At 57.3% G+C, this 14,716-nt stretch carries 20 protein-coding genes and 1 pseudogene; 14 read left to right on the forward strand and 7 right to left on the reverse strand.

The window, feature by feature from the left end; all coding sequences use genetic code 11:
• Positions 1–216: 216 nt before the first annotated feature.
• Positions 217–543 carry a hypothetical protein gene (locus U9S71_RS20430; protein WP_004743240.1) on the reverse strand — a complete coding sequence of 109 codons (327 nt, stop codon included), beginning with the start codon at positions 541–543 and terminating at the stop codon, positions 217–219.
• Between the two features lie 97 nt (positions 544–640).
• Here U9S71_RS20430 and U9S71_RS20435 point away from each other — a divergent pair, with 97 nt between their 5' ends.
• The 11 genes and pseudogenes from U9S71_RS20435 (at position 641) to U9S71_RS20480 (ending at position 8,281) form a co-directional block, all read left to right on the forward strand.
• The gene (locus U9S71_RS20435; protein ID WP_000954590.1) at positions 641–1,843 is read left to right on the forward strand and encodes a tyrosine-type recombinase/integrase; all 1,203 of its coding nucleotides are present in this window, start codon (positions 641–643) and stop codon (positions 1,841–1,843) included.
• Between the two features lie 147 nt (positions 1,844–1,990).
• Positions 1,991–2,212: a helix-turn-helix transcriptional regulator gene (locus U9S71_RS21135; RefSeq protein ID WP_001179606.1), complete on the forward strand. Its 222-nt coding sequence runs from the start codon at positions 1,991–1,993 to the stop codon at positions 2,210–2,212.
• 70 nt (positions 2,213–2,282) lie between these two features.
• Positions 2,283–2,696 (forward strand): annotated as a pseudogene (locus tag U9S71_RS20440) (AAA family ATPase); the annotation flags it as partial.
• Positions 2,697–2,759: 63 nt separating this feature from the next.
• Positions 2,760–3,044 (forward strand): P-loop NTPase family protein, encoded by a 285-nt coding sequence (locus tag U9S71_RS20445; protein ID WP_024069237.1) that lies wholly within the window; start codon positions 2,760–2,762, stop codon positions 3,042–3,044.
• The gene (repC, locus tag U9S71_RS20450; protein ID WP_000743064.1) at positions 3,031–3,912 is read left to right on the forward strand and encodes a replication protein C, IncQ-type; all 882 of its coding nucleotides are present in this window, start codon (positions 3,031–3,033) and stop codon (positions 3,910–3,912) included. Before U9S71_RS20445 ends, repC begins: the two co-directional genes overlap by 14 nt.
• A 1,032-nt stretch (positions 3,913–4,944) precedes the next feature.
• Complete coding sequence (locus U9S71_RS20455; protein WP_000024442.1) at positions 4,945–5,133, forward strand: FitA-like ribbon-helix-helix domain-containing protein; 189 nt, start codon at positions 4,945–4,947, stop codon at positions 5,131–5,133.
• Positions 5,134–5,273: 140 nt separating this feature from the next.
• The gene (trbJ, locus tag U9S71_RS20460; protein ID WP_000836966.1) at positions 5,274–6,053 is read left to right on the forward strand and encodes a P-type conjugative transfer protein TrbJ; all 780 of its coding nucleotides are present in this window, start codon (positions 5,274–5,276) and stop codon (positions 6,051–6,053) included.
• 12 nt (positions 6,054–6,065) lie between these two features.
• The gene (gene trbK / locus U9S71_RS20465) at positions 6,066–6,302 is read left to right on the forward strand and encodes an entry exclusion lipoprotein TrbK (protein WP_000718002.1); all 237 of its coding nucleotides are present in this window, start codon (positions 6,066–6,068) and stop codon (positions 6,300–6,302) included.
• 10 nt (positions 6,303–6,312) lie between these two features.
• On the forward strand, positions 6,313–7,740 hold the full coding sequence (gene trbL, locus U9S71_RS20470) for a P-type conjugative transfer protein TrbL (RefSeq protein ID WP_001405816.1): 1,428 nt from the start codon (positions 6,313–6,315) through the stop codon (positions 7,738–7,740).
• Between the two features lie 4 nt (positions 7,741–7,744).
• Positions 7,745–7,993 carry a hypothetical protein gene (locus tag U9S71_RS20475; RefSeq protein WP_000213809.1) on the forward strand — a complete coding sequence of 83 codons (249 nt, stop codon included), beginning with the start codon at positions 7,745–7,747 and terminating at the stop codon, positions 7,991–7,993.
• A gap of 63 nt (positions 7,994–8,056) precedes the next feature.
• Positions 8,057–8,281 (forward strand): type I toxin-antitoxin system ptaRNA1 family toxin, encoded by a 225-nt coding sequence (locus tag U9S71_RS20480; RefSeq protein WP_000211355.1) that lies wholly within the window; start codon positions 8,057–8,059, stop codon positions 8,279–8,281.
• Between the two features lie 36 nt (positions 8,282–8,317).
• Here the strand turns inward: U9S71_RS20480 and U9S71_RS20485 are convergent, their stop codons facing one another.
• The 5 genes from U9S71_RS20485 to U9S71_RS20505 all read right to left on the reverse strand — a co-directional run bounded on the left by U9S71_RS20485 (position 8,318) and on the right by U9S71_RS20505 (position 11,299).
• On the reverse strand, positions 8,318–8,521 hold the full coding sequence (locus U9S71_RS20485) for a hypothetical protein (RefSeq protein ID WP_000131871.1): 204 nt from the start codon (positions 8,519–8,521) through the stop codon (positions 8,318–8,320).
• A gap of 114 nt (positions 8,522–8,635) precedes the next feature.
• Positions 8,636–9,703: an ACR3 family arsenite efflux transporter gene (gene arsB / locus U9S71_RS20490; protein ID WP_001272375.1), complete on the reverse strand. Its 1,068-nt coding sequence runs from the start codon at positions 9,701–9,703 to the stop codon at positions 8,636–8,638.
• A complete protein-coding gene (locus tag U9S71_RS20495; protein WP_000140066.1) occupies positions 9,700–10,206 on the reverse strand; it encodes an arsenate reductase ArsC in 507 nt (168 codons plus the stop codon). The genes arsB and U9S71_RS20495 overlap by 4 nt, the downstream gene beginning before the upstream one ends.
• Positions 10,203–10,970 carry an arsenical resistance protein ArsH gene (gene arsH, locus U9S71_RS20500; protein ID WP_001239389.1) on the reverse strand — a complete coding sequence of 256 codons (768 nt, stop codon included), beginning with the start codon at positions 10,968–10,970 and terminating at the stop codon, positions 10,203–10,205. The genes U9S71_RS20495 and arsH overlap by 4 nt, the downstream gene beginning before the upstream one ends.
• A complete protein-coding gene (locus U9S71_RS20505) occupies positions 10,967–11,299 on the reverse strand; it encodes an ArsR/SmtB family transcription factor (RefSeq protein ID WP_000447876.1) in 333 nt (110 codons plus the stop codon). Before U9S71_RS20505 ends, arsH begins: the two co-directional genes overlap by 4 nt.
• 147 nt (positions 11,300–11,446) lie before the next feature.
• Here U9S71_RS20505 and U9S71_RS20510 point away from each other — a divergent pair, with 147 nt between their 5' ends.
• From U9S71_RS20510 to U9S71_RS20520, 3 genes are all read left to right on the forward strand, one after another.
• Positions 11,447–12,184: a recombinase family protein gene (locus U9S71_RS20510; protein WP_001366550.1), complete on the forward strand. Its 738-nt coding sequence runs from the start codon at positions 11,447–11,449 to the stop codon at positions 12,182–12,184.
• Complete coding sequence (locus U9S71_RS20515; protein ID WP_000743213.1) at positions 12,181–12,405, forward strand: hypothetical protein; 225 nt, start codon at positions 12,181–12,183, stop codon at positions 12,403–12,405. Before U9S71_RS20510 ends, U9S71_RS20515 begins: the two co-directional genes overlap by 4 nt.
• A 210-nt stretch (positions 12,406–12,615) precedes the next feature.
• Positions 12,616–14,109, forward strand: a complete 1,494-nt coding sequence (locus U9S71_RS20520; RefSeq protein ID WP_001120888.1) for an IS91-like element ISCR2 family transposase — start codon at positions 12,616–12,618, stop codon at positions 14,107–14,109.
• Positions 14,110–14,284: 175 nt separating this feature from the next.
• On the opposite strand, the gene U9S71_RS20525 is transcribed toward U9S71_RS20520, so the two are convergent.
• Positions 14,285–14,587: a phosphoglucosamine mutase gene (locus U9S71_RS20525; RefSeq protein ID WP_000251875.1), complete on the reverse strand. Its 303-nt coding sequence runs from the start codon at positions 14,585–14,587 to the stop codon at positions 14,285–14,287.
• Between the last annotated feature and the right edge of the window lie 129 nt (positions 14,588–14,716).

A 14,716-nucleotide genomic window follows, 5' to 3' on the forward strand; every position in this document is an offset into this window, starting at 1 on the left:
GCCTATTTCGGCTCTTTTTATTTATCTATTTGCGGATTTAAGGTAATAATAATCGAGCATGAGTCTCATACGGATGCTCGGGTCGAAAGGGAATCCCCAGGCGAGTAACCTGTTTGCGGTGATCCATTAGCTGCAGGAGCAGAAGAGTATACATCTGGAAGCAAAGCCAGGAAAGCGGCCTATGGAGCTGTGCGGCAGCGCTCAGTAGGCAATTTTTCAAAATATTGTTAAGCCTTTTCTGAGCATGGTATTTTTCATGGTATTACCAATTAGCAGGAAAATAAGCCATTGAATATAAAAGATAAAAATGTCTTGTTTACAATAGAGTGGGAATGATTCCGCGTCTGGCACAGCCAGGCACCTGATGGCATGAAATGCCGCTAAGCCCGCGTAATTGCGGGCTTTTTTTTGTTTGTGTTTGGCACGATCTGGCAACGGGAGGAAGCGCCAAGCACCGTTTGAGCATGGCATTAAAGCTGGTATTATGGTTTGGCGATGCCATGATTGATGCCGATACCATGCTGCGTTCTTTTGTGTGTTCATGGTATTAATATTCTATAAGTTACTGTTTCGTAAGAAAAAATACGATAAATTCGAGATTTTTTCAGCATGGTATCGGAGACGAAGAAGGACAAGGTACATGCTGACCGATACCAAGCTGCGCAATCTCAAGCCCAGGGACAAACTCTACAAAGTGAATGACCGGGAAGGTCTCTATGTGGCAGTGACTCCAGCCGGCTCCATCTCGTTCCGTTACAACTACTCAATCAACGGTCGGCAGGAGACCATCACCTTTGGGCGTTATGGTGTCGGTGGCATCACCCTGGCCGAAGCCCGCGAGCTGTTGGGTGACGCCAAGAAGATGGTTGCGGCGGGCAAGTCGCCGGCCAAGGAGAAAGCCCGAGACAAGGCGCGGGTGAAAGATGCAGAGACGTTCGGTGCCTGGGCGGAGAAGTGGCTGCGTGGCTACCAGATGGCCGACTCCACCCGCGATATGCGCCGCTCGGTTTATGAGCGTGAGCTGAAGCCGAAATTCAGCAATCAGAAGCTGGTGGAGATCACCCACGAAGACTTGCGGGCGCTGGCTGATGCCATTGTTGAGCGAGGCGCACCGGCCACCGCCGTTCATGTGCGTGAAATCGTGTTGCAGGTATTTCGCTGGGCCATCGAGCGTGGGCAGAAGGTCGAAAACCCGGCAGAACTGGTGCGCCCAACAAGCATCGCTCGATTCGAGCCACGTGACCGAGCGTTGACGCCAGAAGAAATTGGGCTGATGTACCAGTACATGGAGCGAGTGGGCACAAGCCCAACAAACCGTGCGGCGGCCAAGCTGTTATTGCTGACGATGGTGCGCAAGAGCGAGCTGACCAATGCGACCTGGAGCGAGATCAATTTCAGCGAAGCGTTGTGGACGATTCCAAAGGAGCGGATGAAACGCCGTAACCCGCACCTGGTATTTCTGTCCCAGCAGGCTCTGGATATTTTCATTGCCATGAAAACCTTTGCCGGTGGTTCCGACTTCGTTTTGCCATCACGGTACGACTCGGATGCGCCGATGAGCGCTGCCACACTTAACCAGGTGCTGACGCTGACTTACAAGGCGGCGCAGAAAGATGGGAAGTCACTTACCAAGTTCGGACCGCATGATTTGCGGCGCACAGCCAGCACGCTGTTGCATGAGGCCGGCTACAACACCGACTGGATCGAGAAGTGCCTGGCGCACGAGCAGAAGGGCGTGAGGGCTGTCTACAACAAGGCTGAGTACCGCGAGCAGCGGGCGGCGATGTTGCAGGATTGGGCCGATATGATTGATGAGTGGACTTCGGGAGGCAGTAAGGGTTGATGTTTTTGCTATCTTTGATAGCATTGAAGTTGATGCCGTGAATTTATAAATAAGGCCGCCATTGGCATCGGGCAGGTCAATTACCGATTAGCTGCTTCGCGCAGCTACTCGATGAATAGCAACTATTCATTTGAGAGGTATTGACCCATGCAAAATATAAAGACCCTCATCAACAGGAAGAAGCTCCTGGAGATGATCCCGCTTTCGACACGAACAATTTATAACCTGGAGCAGCGAGGGGATTTTCCACGCCGTATCGCGTTAACCAGTAGAAATGTCGCCTGGGATTTGTCAGAGGTCGAAGAGTGGATTGAGGCACGTAAATCATCGGGTGATCAAGCTGCGCGACCTGGCCCTATAGAGGGCTAGTTATATGGCTCTTGATCTTATGGCGGCTTTCACGGAATTGCCGCCACCCATTGATTATGTTCTGCCTAATATGGTTGCTGGCACTGTTGGTGCTCTTGTGTCGCCTGGTGGGGCTGGTAAATCCATGTTGGCCCTTCAATTGGCTGCACAGATTGCAGGCGGGCCTGATTTACTTGAAATAGGCGAGTTTCCCACCGGGCAAGTGGTCTATCTGCCTGCTGAAGATCCACCGGCCGCTATTCACCATCGTCTGCACGCCCTTGGGGCACACCTCAGCGCAGCGGAACGGCAAGCCGTGGCTGATGGTTTGCTCATTGAACCCTTGATCGGTAAATGCCCAAACATCATGGCTGCTAGCTGGTTCGATGCTCTCAAACGAGCCGCTGAAGGTCGTCGCTTGATGATCTTGGACACTTTGCGGCGCTTCCACATTGAGGAGGAGAACGCTAGCGGGCCGATGGCGCAGGTTGTTGGGCACATGGAGGCCATAGCCGCTGATACAGGCTGCTCCATTGTGTTTCTGCACCACGCGAGTAAAAGCGCAGCCATGATGGGGTCGGGCGATCAACAGCAGGCCAGTCGTGGATCGTCCGTACTGGTTGATAACATCCGTTGGCAATCGTACCTATCCGGCATGACGCAAGGCGAGGCCGAGATACTGGGGGTCGATGATTGTCAGCGTGGGTATTTTGTCCGCTTTGGCGTCAGCAAGGCCAACTATGGCGCACCTTTTCAAGAACTCTGGTTTAGACGGCACGACGGCGGCGTGTTGAAGCCTGCTGTACTGGAGCGGCAGTGCAAGGTGAAAAGGAGACAGCGTGAAGAAGCCTAAGCATGACCTGACCCACGTCCGACATGATCCCGCGCACTGTTTGGCACCTGGCCTGTTCCGCAGCCTCAAGCGTGGCGATCGCAAACGCTGCAAGCTGGACGTGACCTACACCTTTGGCGAGGACGAATCCATGCGTTTCGTCGGATTCGAACCTCTCGGGGCCGATGATATGCGTCTTTTGCAAGGCATCGTGGCCCTTGGCGGCCCGAACGGCATCTTGCTAACCCCGGAACCGACCAGTGAGACGGGGCGACAGCTACGGCTATTCCTTGAACCCCGTTTCGAAGCCATTGAGCAAGACGGCTTGGTGGTTCGTGAGAGCCTGACCAAACTGCTCTCAGAAACGGGCATGACGGATAGCGGCGACAACATCAAGGCGCTCAAAGCCAGCCTGCTGCGCATGTCGAACGTCACCATCCTTGTGACGAAGGGACGGCGGCAAGCCGCGTTCCACCTGATGAGTCATGCTTTTGACGAGACGGACGGCAGGCTATGGGTTGCCCTGAATCCGCGTATTGCCGAAGCGATCCTGGGGCATCGTCCATATGCCCGTATCGACATGGCGGAAGTGCGGGTGCTACAGACTGATCCGGCACGGCTGATGCACCAACGGCTATGCGGCTGGATCGACCCCGGCAAATCCGGGCGCGTGGAACTGGACACGCTTTGCGGCTATGTCTGGCCAGATGAAGCCAATGCCGAAGCTATGAAAAAACGCCGTCAGACTGCCCGGAAGGCACTGGCCGAACTTGCCGCCGTGGGTTGGGTAGTGAACGAATACGCCAAGGGAAAATGGGAGATCAAGAGGCCTGGCCCCACGGCAACTGCACCCGTTTACCGTCGTAACGTTCCCTTGTTACCGTCGTAACGCTCCCCTTCTGCCGTCGTAACGTTCCCCGTCCCAATTTGGAAAACCCAGACGGTGCGCTGCTTTGCGGGCAGTTTGGGAAATCCATCCAAGATTATCTAAAGATAATCCATCATGCGCGGTGCAGCTCGCGCCTTGAGGGCGCGTTCTGACCTTGCCAATAAAGCCCTGGCGGGCTTTATCAATCGGCCATAGGCCGATGGTTTAACGCCAAGAAGAGAAGGCGGCTTCAGTGGCCGCTGAAACGCCTTGTGAGAGGGGAAAACAACCCGGAGTCCCTTATTCCATGAGCTGAAGCAGAATCTGCGTCTAACGGTGCTGGAGGGCCGCTGTGTGCACTTGTAGTTATCTGTACTGAAACCTTGGCTCGAAACGTGAAATGGCTAAGCAGTGCCCATTCGTTCGGTAAGAATAATAAGAAGATTATTATTCTTATTATTACCAAGCAGGAATGAGCCGTGTGTGTTGGACGCCCATAACCAGTAACCTGCGTGAAGGTGTCAACATCAGGAAAGGTTGCCCCTCAAGTATCAATACGTCGCCTTAGTGGTATGACGGGAGGGGAGGCAAATTTCTTGTGTTCATTGACACTTGAGGGGCGGGTTATGCCCTTCTTTTTTGGCGTCCAACTCGCCCCATCGGGGCGAATGGTTTGTGTCGATTGTTGGCATTTTAGGTTCCGATTTAAAGCCGATTGAGCAGCGATTTTGAAGCGACTATGTCGATTGCAGGCCGATTTGGTGACGATTACGGTTATGTTGCCAAGAATCGGTGTTTGTTTGACGATAAAACGCTTTACGTTCGATATGCGCTAGATTTTCAATAGTGGGTGAAATGCGGGCAGGATGGGTGAAGTTAGCTAACCGGCAAGCCGGTTATCTATCTTCACTGTCCCTTATTCGCGCCGGGGGCACTCAACGGGAATCCTGCCCTGCGGGGCTGATCGGCTACCGCCGGTTGCAAGAGTATAGGTCTTGCTATTTTTAATATCTTTGATAGCATGGTTGTCGGGTACACCAAAAGGGTATTGATATGGCAAATGTGCTTATCAGGAATTTACCCGCCGAGGTGCACCGTGCGTTGAAAGTTCGAGCAGCGCTCAACGATAGGAGCACCGACGCGGAAATACGCGAAATACTGACGGCGGCAGTACAGCCGCTAGAGCTTGAAGAGATTGGCCGGGAAGTTGGCTTGTCCGAAAGCGATAAAAAAACAGAGTAGTTTTACGTTTGTAAGTCCGGGCCTCAGCGCCAAGGGCAATACCGATCAGCTAGTGGCGTAGCTCTTCGATGAAACGTTGCCGAGAACAAGCACAACGCTTGGTCAAGGCAATGCCTTCTTTTCATCGACGGAGTACGACCATGAAGTCCAAAATTTTAGCGGCTAAAAAAACCGCTCTAGCCGTTGCACTCGCAACCGGCTTTATCACCACTACCACCGCCCCTGTGCAAGCTGGTATCCCCGTCATCGACGGCGGCAACCTGGCCCAGAACATCATGACGGCCATCGAGTCGGTGGCGCAGACGCTCAAGCAGATTGAGCAGTACCAGACCCAGTTGCAGCAGTACGAAAATCAGCTCCAGAACACGATGGCCCCAGCCGCGTATATCTGGGATCAGGCGCAGACTACGATCAACCGGCTGATTGCCGCGCAAAACACGCTGGCCTATTACGAGAACCAGCTAGGCAGCCTGGATCGTTACCTGGCCAAGTTTCAGGACGTGGCCTATTACCGCAGCTCGCCATGCTTCAACGGCAGCGGCGGATGCACGCCGGCCGAAAAGGCAGCGATGGAAGAGAACCGCCGCCTGGCGTCAGAGTCGCAAAAGAAGGCCAACGATGCCCTGTTCCAGACCGTTGCCGACCAGCAAAAGGCTTTGAAGGATGACGCCCGTACCCTGGAGCGGCTGCAAGGCGCGGCCCAGGGTGCAACTGGCCAGCTACAGGCCATCGGCTACGCCAACCAGCTCGCCAGCCAGCAGGCCAATCAGCTCTTGCAGATTCGCACCATGTTGACCGCCCAACACAACGCGGAGGCAGCCCGGATTGCAGCAGAACTCGATGCCGAGGCGCGAGGTGATGCCAGGGCCGAGCAAATGCGTACCTGGACGTTTCGCCCGAGTCCGGCAGACAACTACTAGGGAGGCGGTGAGATGAAAAAAATCTTTTTTACTACCGCGGCTACGTTGCTGTTGTTGGCTGGATGTGAACAGGAAAGGATGCCCGAACCAAATGCGGCGACGTGTGCCCCCGATGCGTTCCAGGCAGCACTGAATGAAATGCGCAGCGAAGCGAACCGAGAGGCCTTTACCGAGGAATGCAGAGCATTCCAGAAGGCCAAGCAGATGCGTCAGTGGGAGTTCAAGCCCAGCCCTAAAGATGATTATTGAGGTGGTCGCCATGAGAAAGAAAATTGCTCTAGGTGGCTTGATGATGGTCGCCACAATGGTGCTGGCTGAACCTGCAATGGCGCAGGAGCTAAGTAGCAGCGGTGTTATGAATGATGTGCTCAAGCGTTTTCATGATGCTGCCGCAACATGGGGGCCAGCTATTGAGTCCGCTGCATCGCGTTTGTTCTGGACGCTGGTTGTGATTTCGATGGTCTGGACATTCGGCATGATGGCTTTGCGCAAGGCCGACATTGGCGAGTTCTTCGCGGAGTTCGTTCGCTTCACGATCTTCACCGGCTTTTTCTGGTGGTTGCTGACGAATGCGAACCAGGGCATGAATATCGCCGGTACGATTGTTCAGTCATTGCAAACTCTGGGCGCGCAGGCGGGGGGACTTTCCAATAGCAATCTTGGGCCCTCCAGCATCCTTGATCTTGGTTTCGAGTTATACAACCGCACAGTACAGGCCACCTCGGAGCTGGGATGGCGGCAGATGGCAACTGCTCTGGTCATGGAGCTAATGGCCCTGGCTGTTTTGTTTGTCCTGGCGTTGATTGCGGTCAACCTGTTGCTGTTGCTCGCATCAGCCTGGATTCTGTTGTATGCCGGTGTGTTCTTCCTTGGCTTTGGTGGAAGTCGTTGGACTTCCGACATGGCGATCAATTACTACAAGACCGTGCTGGGCCTGGCCGCACAGCTTATGGCAATGGTGCTTCTGGTTGCGATTGGCAAAGAGTTCATCAATCACTACTACACGCAAATCAGCGAGAACATGGCATCCCAGGAACTGGCCGTGATGTTGGTTATATCGGTCATCTTGCTTTTCTTGGTCAACAAAGTTCCGCCGATGATTTCTGGTCTTGTGTCTGGTGGTGGTATTGGCGCAGCCGGTGGAATTGGAAACTTCGGTGCGGGTGCGGCAGTTGGGGCGGCGGTGACGGCGGCCAGTATGGCAACTGGCGGCGCTGCCCTGGCAGGTAAAGCGGTTATGGGTGCCGCAGCCGGTGCAGCCGGAGGTGCAAGTGCACTCCAAGCGGCTTTTCAGAAAGCATCAGCGAGTATGGAAACCGGCGGTGACATGTCCAGCATGGGGTCAGTTGTCAGCAGTGGCGGAAACGGTGGTGGTGAAGCGGGTACTGCTGGCAGTAGCCCATTCGCCCAAGCGGCTGGCTTTGGTGACAGCGGCAGTAGCTCAAGCGGTGGCGGCTTTGCCAAGGCCGCGAAGCTGGCCACAGGCACGGCCTCCGAGTTAGCCAAGGGTGTCGGCTCTCAAGTGAAGCAGGGATTCCAGGAGCGAGTGAGCGAAACCACAGGCGGAAAACTGGCTGCTTCGATACGCGAAAGCATGGAGCCGAAAGAAGCAAGCCAATCTGGCCAGTTCGAGGGCAATAGCTTGGGCGCCGATTCTGGCCCAGATAGTAACGAAGTCAGGAGTTAGCACGATGACGACATCAACATACATGGCCGCATTGGCGGCCCTGGATGAAGCGCCAAGGGAAGAAGTCAGCCAGGTATTTATTTCGCCGCTGGGTGATCAATCGACCGAGGTCGATGCAGAGACAGAAACAGCCGCTTTTGTATCACGGCCAGACCCTATGAGAGAGAGCGAAACTAAGCCGATAAGTATTGAGGTTAATGGCGGCAGGAATGAGCGGTCAGCATTCGCGGAGGCGGCGGGGCTGTACCTGTAGGCGCACCGGGCTGGCCACAACCAGCCCGGCACTTTCAATCAACACCTACTGGAGAGGTGAATTATGACAACACAACATATTATCGAACCAGGGCAAGCAGTGCATCAAGCAGCGGCTATTCTTTCTTCTTTGGAGTACATCAACCAAGCGGAAGCGCGGAGCCTTGGGCCATTGGCCGAAGCCGTCGCTAATGCTTTTATGGTGGTGTACTACCAAGCTGAAACGGGCCGGGCGACACAGGCTGATTTTCAAGAAGCAATGAACGCCTTGCGCCAAGCGTGCAGCTAATGACGAAAGGGCGGCCACTCGAACTGGCCGCCTTTTTCAATCTTCACTGTTTGGCCATTCCCGACCCACAGACGGCGCATCCATCCATTCGCGTTCCTCCGGCGGCAGCGGGTAAGCCCCGGATGCTTCCGCGTCGGCCAGTAGTTCGGCCAGTGTGTAGCGCACCCGACCAGTGGAAACGGCGCGGGCCGGGTCGGCCTTCTCATGCAGCCTGTTCTCTAGGTTCTTTGGGTCTGTCATCGGGCGACCTCAGCAAGCATGGATACTAGGTGTTCCAGGTCAGTGATCGAATGCGCCAGGAAGCGGCCGGCGCGGCAATCTGCAATCATTTCCTCAGTTTTTTCCTACTCATGTTCAACCTCGTTCGTACCAGCTCTTCGAGCGATTCACCACGCGCACGACCAGCAGCATCACCGGCACTTCGACCAGGACGCCGACCACGGTTGCCAATGCAGCGCCGGAGTGCAGACCGAACAAGCTGATGGCGGCCGCCACGGCCAGCTCGAAGAAGTTGCTGGCACCGATCAGGGCCGAAGGACAGGCGACAGAGTGCTTTTCCCCCGCCCGCTTGTTCAGCCAGTAGGCTAACCCGGAATTGAAGAACACTTGAATCAAGATCGGCACGGCTAGCATGGCGATCACTAACGGCTGCCGGATGATGGCCTCGCCCTGGAAGGCGAACAGTAGAACCAACGTCAGCAGCAGCGCGGCCATCGACCACGGCCCGATCTTCTGCATGGCCCGTTCAAAGGCGGCCTGTCCTTGCTTGAGCAGATGCCGCCGCAAGAGCTGCGCCAGGATCACCGGCACGATGATGTAGAGCACGACCGAAATCAGCAGCGTGTCCCAAGGCACCGAGATCGAGGACATGCCCAGCAGCAGGCCGACGATGGGCGCGAAGGCCACGATCATGATGGCGTCGTTCAGAGCCACTTGCGAGAGCGTGAAAAGCGGGTCGCCGTTGGTAAGGCGGCTCCACACGAACACCATTGCCGTGCAGGGCGCGGCGGCCAGCAAGATCAAGCCCGCGATGTAGCTGTCCAGTTGATCGGCCGGCAGGAACGGAGCGAACACTTGTCGGATGAACAGCCACCCCAGCAGGGCCATCGAGAATGGCTTGACGGCCCAATTCACGAACAGCGTGACGCCGATGCCGCGCCAATGCTCTTTGACCTGGTGCAGCGCCCCGAAGTCGATCTTGACCAGCATCGGGACGATCATTACCCAAATCAGCAGGCCCACCGGCAAATTGACCTGGGCCACTTCCATGCGGCCTATGGCCTGGAACACGTCAGGAAGGCCCTGGCCGAGCGCAACACCGGCGACGATGCACAGGGCCACCCACAGCGTCAGGTAACGCTCGAAGCCGCTCATCGGGGCCTGGCGCGGCTTCGCGGCGATGGCCTGTGCGCCGGCGCTCATGCTTCCTGCTCGGTCTTGCCGATGTTCGCCAGCTCGCGCTTGATGGCCGTCTGGTCAAGCATTTTGAGAGGCAGATTCACGAACAGGCGGACGCGGTTCATCATGTGCCGGAAGGTTTGTTCGAAGGCCCGGCGCTTCTCGGCGTCAGTGCCTTCGACGGCGGCCGGGTCTTCAAATCCCCAATGCGCCGAGATCGGCTGACCAGGCCACACCGGACACATTTCGCCGGCGGCGTTGTCGCAGACGGTGATGATGAAGTCCATCTTCGGTGCGTCGGGCGTGGCGTACTCGTCCCAGCTCTTGCTGCGCAGATTCTCGGTCGGGTAATTCACCGACTCCACCTTTTCGACGGCGAAGGGATTGACCTTGCCGGTTGGGTGACTGCCGGCGCTGTAGGCGCGGAAGCGCCCTTGCCCCATCGTGTTGATGAGAGCTTCGGCCATGATGCTGCGCGCCGAATTGCCGGTGCAGAGGATGAGGACGTTATAGATTCTTTCGGTCATGATGTTTCGCTTTCTGGTAGTGGCTGGGGAGCAATGGCGATGGATGAAAGATCGGTGGCCTCGTCGATGACGTGGCCGGCCGCTTTCCGTTCGGAATAGCGGTCTGTCAGTGCTTCACGGTGCGGCCGTACCAGCGCCGTGAAGCGCACCAGTTCTTCCATCACATCGGCTATTCGGTCGTAGTACGGCGAGGGCTTCATGCGGCCCGCCGCGTCGAACTCTTGGAACGCTTTGGCGATACTCGACTGGTTCGGAATGGTGAACATTCGCATCCAGCGGCCGAGCAGACGCAAGGTGTTCACGGCGTTGAAGCTCTGCGAGCCGCCGGATACCTGCATCACGGCCAGGGTGCGGCCTTGGGTCGGCCGGATGCCGGCCATTTCAAGCGGCAGATGGTCAATCTGCGCCTTCATGACACTGGTAATCTGACCGTGGCGTTCCGGGCTGCACCAGACTTGTCCCTCTGACCACTCGGACAGGGCGCGCAGCTCCTTGACGGCCGGGTGATCGTCGCTTTGCACTTGATCGGGCAACGGCAAATCGGACGGGTCGAAGATGCGTGTTTCTGCGCCAAAGAATTGCAGCAGCCGGGCCGCTTCCTCGACGGCCAGCCGTGAGAACGAGCGGGCGCGCAGCGAGCCATACAGCAGCAGGATACGCACCGGCGGGGCGTCGGGTGCCAGCCCGAGCGCCGGGCGCTCGATGGCAAAGGATTTGTCCAAAGCGGGCAAAGAATCGGGGTCGGAAAGATGGCGAAGTCTCATGCCAACACCTTCCCGGCTTCCGTGGTGCAAGACAGGTTGCACACCTGGCCGCCGCAGCAGTTTTCCGTGAGAAAGGCCACCAGGTTAGTGGCCGTCGAAAAGTTCGCCTCGTAGATCACAAATCGGCCTTCTTGCCGCGACGTGACCATGCCGGCGTGTGCCAGCTCTTTCAGGTGGAAGGATAGCGAAGACGGCGGGATGCCGGCCGCTTCGCTGATTTTTCCGGCGGCCATGCCGGCGGGGCCGGCCTGGACGAGAAGCCGGAACACCGCGAGGCGCGATTCTTGAGCGATGGCCGCCAGGGCGGCTACAGCATTTATCGTTTCCATGTTTCAATAATAGTCGAAATATGGAGTGTGCTCAATAGCTCATTTAAGCTGTAAAAATGAGCTAGGCGCATTTAGATCGATATGTGATAAATTGGCCTGCCAGTTTAAGATGGGTGCATTTGAGTATGCCCAAAGGAGCCCGCAAGTATGCGCAGGACGAAGCCAGTAGCCGCGCCGATGGTGGCGCGGGTCTATCTGCGCGTCAGCACCGACGCGCAGGACTTGGAACGCCAAGAGGCGATCACTACGGCCGCGAAGGCCGCCGGCTACTACGTCGCCGGCATCTACCGTGAGAAGGCATCCGGCGCACGCGCCGACCGGCCTGAGCTGCTGCGCATGATCGGCGACCTACAGCCCGGCGAGGTGGTCATTGCCGAGAAGATCGACCGCATCAGCCGCCTACCTTTGCCCGAGGCCGAGCGCCTGGTGGCCTCGATACAGGCCAAAGGCGCACGCCTGGCCGTCCCTGGCGTGGTCGATCTATCCGACCTGGCGGCCGAGGCCCAGGGCGTCGCCAAGATCGTGCTGGAAGCCGTGCAGATCATGCTTTTTCGCCTGGCCTTGCAGATGGCCCGCGACGACTACGAGGACAGGCGCGAACGCCAGCGCCAAGGCATTGAGTTGGCCCGCCAGGCCGGGCGGTACAAGGGCCGCCGTGCTGATCCGAAGCGCCGCGCCCAAGTTGTCGCGCTGCGCAAGTCCGGCTACAGCATCAACAAGACCGCCGAGCTGGCCGGGTACAGTGCGGCCCAGGTGAAACGGATATGGGCCGAGGTCAGCCAGGCCGAAGCGAAGCAGCACGGCGCGTTCGTGGAGGACGCATTGACGGAAGCCGATGCCCTGGCCGCTGTCGGCCAGGATGAGCGCCAGGAGGAAAGGGCATGAAGAAGCCGAACCAAGACGACGAGCCGTTTTTCATCACCGAGGAGATTGCGGCCGAAATGATCGCCGGCGGCTATGAGTTCGAGCTGCCGCCCATTCCTTGCACCATCCGCCTACGCGACGTGCTGGAGCGCATGACCGATGCTGAGCTAGCATTGCAGCCGGGCGAGATCGCCGACCAGGAGCGTGAACGCTGCCGGCGCAAGCCGTGTTCAACCTCATGATCTGGTCATGGTATTTTTCATGGCACTGAGCCTGATAGTTCTTGCAAATTGTTGTCACTAAAGGGTTTTGTGTGCTTGTTTACAATCGAGTGGGAGTGACGGGCACTGGCTGGCAATGTCTAGCAACGGCAGGCATTTCGGCTGAGGGTAAAAGAACTTTCCGCTAAGCGATAGACTGTATGTAAACACAGTATTGCAAGGACGCGGAACATGCCTCATGTGGCGGCCAGGACGGCCAGCCGGGATCGGGATACTGGTCGTTACCAGAGCCACCGACCCGAGCAAACCCTTCTCTATCAGATCGTTGACGAGTATTACCCGGCATTCGCTGCGCTTATGGCAGAGCAGGGAAAGGAATTGCCGGGCTATGTGCAACGGGAATTTGAAGAATTTCTCCAATGCGGGCGGCTGGAGCATGGCTTTCTACGGGTTCGCTGCGAGTCTTGCCACGCCGAGCACCTGGTCGCTTTCAGCTGTAAGCGTCGCGGTTTCTGCCCGAGCTGTGGGGCGCGGCGGATGGCCGAAAGTGCCGCCTTGCTGGTTGATGAAGTACTGCCTGAACAACCCATGCGTCAGTGGGTGTTGAGCTTCCCGTTTCAGCTGCGTTTCCTGTTTGCCAGCCGGCCCGAGATCATGGGGTGGGTGCTGGGCATCGTTTACCGCGTCATTGCCACGCACCTGGTCAAGAAAGCGGGCCATACCCACCAAGTGGCCAAGACGGGCGCGGTCACCCTGATCCAGCGTTTTGGATCGGCGCTCAATCTGAATGTTCACTTCCACATGCTGTTTCTCGACGGTGTGTATGTCGAGCAATCCCACGGCTCAGCGCGTTTCCGCTGGGTCAAGGCGCCGACCAGCCCAGAGCTCACCCAGCTGACGCACACCATCGCCCACCGGGTGGGTCGCTATCTGGAACGGCAAGGCCTGCTGGAACGGGATGTCGAAAACAGCTATCTGGCCTCGGATGCGGTGGATGACGACCCGATGACACCCCTGCTGGGGCACTCGATCACTTACCGTATCGCTGTCGGTTCACAGGCGGGGCGAAAGGTGTTCACTTTGCAAACTCTGCCGACCAGTGGTGATCCGTTCGGTGACGGGATTGGCAAGGTAGCCGGGTCCAGCCTGCACGCCGGCGTGGCGGCCAGGGCCGATGAACGCAAGAAGCTCGAACGGCTGTGCCGGTACATCAGCCGCCCGGCGGTATCCGAGAAGCGGCTGTCGTTAACACGAGGCGGCAACGTGCGCTACCAGCTCAAGACGCCGTACCGGGACGGCACCACGCACGTCATTTTCGAACCATTGGATTTCATTGCAAGGCTGGCCGCCCTGGTACCGAAGCCCAGAGTCAACCTAACCCGCTTCCACGGGGTGTTCGCACCCAACAGTCGGCACCGGGCGTTGGTCACGCCGGCAAAACGGGGCAGGGGCAACAAGGTCAGGGTGGCTGATGAACCGGCAACACCAGCACAACGGCGAGCGTCGATGACATGGGCGCAACGGCTCAAGCGTGTTTTCAATATCGACATCGAGACCTGCAGCGGCTGCGGCGGCGCCATGAAAGTCATCGCCTGCATTGAAGACCCTATAGTGATCAAGCAGATCCTTGATCACCTGAAGCACAAAGCCGAAACCAGCGGGACCAGGGCGTTACCCGAAAGCCGGGCGCCACCGGCTGAGCTGCTCCTGGGTCTGTTTGACTGACGAGCCTGAAGGCCAACGATACCAATCAAAATGCTGCGTTCACAGCGCCGCGGCAGGGATCCGCCGTGCTGGTTGTCGGAAAAGGAGCCGCTAGTGGGAAAGAGGAGGGTAAATTTTCAGCGTTGCTGGCTCCCCGTCAGCCGGATTGGGTTGCATCGCAGGGGTGTCGAAAGAGTCAACTGCGGTCCAAAGCTGTTGGACTTGGGTGAAAAGGGCGTTTATTCTTCCTATACGTTGTCGGCAGCGGGCCAAAAAGGAATACGTCCATGCCCATCGAGGTGAAACCGGCTGTGAGCGCGGGTTCAAGCATATAGCCCGACAGGCGCGTATCCTTGCCGATCACGACACGATGGCGGTGGTCACCGCGACGAAAGACACGGCCAGCCGCCATGCCGACGCGCAAGGCGGTTTCCGCCGTCATCGCGCCTTCGTTGGCTTTGCCACGAATACCGTCTGTGCCGAAATATTTGCGCACCATAAGGTCGATTATCCTGTCGTCGGGTCGCCCTCAAAGGGGACATGCCTGCTGAACCGCGAATATAGAGAAATATCCCGAATGTGCAGTTAACGAATTCTTGCGGTTTCTTTCAGCGCCGCCAATACCGCC

This window comes from Parapedobacter flavus, from assembly GCF_035818675.1.
Taxonomy (GTDB): domain Bacteria; phylum Bacteroidota; class Bacteroidia; order Sphingobacteriales; family Sphingobacteriaceae; genus Parapedobacter; species Parapedobacter flavus.

Coding starts and splice junctions, on each gene's coding strand:
- U9S71_RS20430 (WP_004743240.1), bottom strand. CDS start 543: ATGAACACACAAAAGAACGCAGCATGGTATCGGCATCAATCATGGCAT.
- U9S71_RS20435 (WP_000954590.1), top strand. CDS start 641: ATGCTGACCGATACCAAGCTGCGCAATCTCAAGCCCAGGGACAAACTC.
- U9S71_RS21135 (WP_001179606.1), top strand. CDS start 1,991: ATGCAAAATATAAAGACCCTCATCAACAGGAAGAAGCTCCTGGAGATG.
- U9S71_RS20445 (WP_024069237.1), top strand. CDS start 2,760: ATGATGGGGTCGGGCGATCAACAGCAGGCCAGTCGTGGATCGTCCGTA.
- U9S71_RS20455 (WP_000024442.1), top strand. CDS start 4,945: ATGGCAAATGTGCTTATCAGGAATTTACCCGCCGAGGTGCACCGTGCG.
- trbJ (WP_000836966.1), top strand. CDS start 5,274: ATGAAGTCCAAAATTTTAGCGGCTAAAAAAACCGCTCTAGCCGTTGCA.
- trbK (WP_000718002.1), top strand. CDS start 6,066: ATGAAAAAAATCTTTTTTACTACCGCGGCTACGTTGCTGTTGTTGGCT.
- trbL (WP_001405816.1), top strand. CDS start 6,313: ATGAGAAAGAAAATTGCTCTAGGTGGCTTGATGATGGTCGCCACAATG.
- U9S71_RS20475 (WP_000213809.1), top strand. CDS start 7,745: ATGACGACATCAACATACATGGCCGCATTGGCGGCCCTGGATGAAGCG.
- U9S71_RS20480 (WP_000211355.1), top strand. CDS start 8,057: ATGACAACACAACATATTATCGAACCAGGGCAAGCAGTGCATCAAGCA.
- U9S71_RS20485 (WP_000131871.1), bottom strand. CDS start 8,521: ATGACAGACCCAAAGAACCTAGAGAACAGGCTGCATGAGAAGGCCGAC.
- arsB (WP_001272375.1), bottom strand. CDS start 9,703: ATGAGCGCCGGCGCACAGGCCATCGCCGCGAAGCCGCGCCAGGCCCCG.
- U9S71_RS20495 (WP_000140066.1), bottom strand. CDS start 10,206: ATGACCGAAAGAATCTATAACGTCCTCATCCTCTGCACCGGCAATTCG.
- arsH (WP_001239389.1), bottom strand. CDS start 10,970: ATGAGACTTCGCCATCTTTCCGACCCCGATTCTTTGCCCGCTTTGGAC.
- U9S71_RS20505 (WP_000447876.1), bottom strand. CDS start 11,299: ATGGAAACGATAAATGCTGTAGCCGCCCTGGCGGCCATCGCTCAAGAA.
- U9S71_RS20510 (WP_001366550.1), top strand. CDS start 11,447: ATGCGCAGGACGAAGCCAGTAGCCGCGCCGATGGTGGCGCGGGTCTAT.
- U9S71_RS20515 (WP_000743213.1), top strand. CDS start 12,181: ATGAAGAAGCCGAACCAAGACGACGAGCCGTTTTTCATCACCGAGGAG.
- U9S71_RS20520 (WP_001120888.1), top strand. CDS start 12,616: ATGCCTCATGTGGCGGCCAGGACGGCCAGCCGGGATCGGGATACTGGT.
- U9S71_RS20525 (WP_000251875.1), bottom strand. CDS start 14,587: ATGGTGCGCAAATATTTCGGCACAGACGGTATTCGTGGCAAAGCCAAC.